Annotated in this window: 1 protein-coding gene; it reads right to left on the reverse strand. The window is 63.9% G+C overall.

Features of this window, described 5'->3' with window-relative positions; genetic code table 11:
* On the reverse strand, nt 1-482 hold a 482-nt coding region (locus AC5RWD_RS23210; protein WP_494022268.1), incomplete at both ends, for an SDR family NAD(P)-dependent oxidoreductase.

Below are 482 nucleotides of genomic sequence, written 5' to 3' on the forward strand. Positions count from 1 at the left end.
ACATACGGCGCGATCGTGGGCCGGGCCAGATCCGTCTGCACCGAACAGATGTTAATGATCTTCCCCCGGCCCCGCGGGATCATGTGCCGCGCCGCTTCCCGGCCCACCAGGAACGCACTGGTCAGGTCCGTGGAAATCACCCGCTCCCAATCCTTCACATCCAGCTCCAGCATCGGCACCCGGTGCTGGATCCCGGCATTATTCACCAGGACCTCCAACGGGCCCACATGCTCCTCAACCCACGCCACCCCCGCCGCGGCCGCCGCATCATCGGTGACATCAAACGCCACACTATGCACCCGCCCCGGCGCATAATCAGCCGCCATCACCGCCTCCGCAGCCTTCAACCGCCCGGCATTCACACCATTCAGCACCACCGTCGCACCCGCATCAGCCAACGCCCGCGCCAACGCATTACCAATCCCCCGGCTCGAACCAGTCACCAACGCAACCCGCCCGGTCAAATCAAAAAGTGAAGTCAT

The organism is Arthrobacter sp. CMU6, from assembly GCF_059090205.1.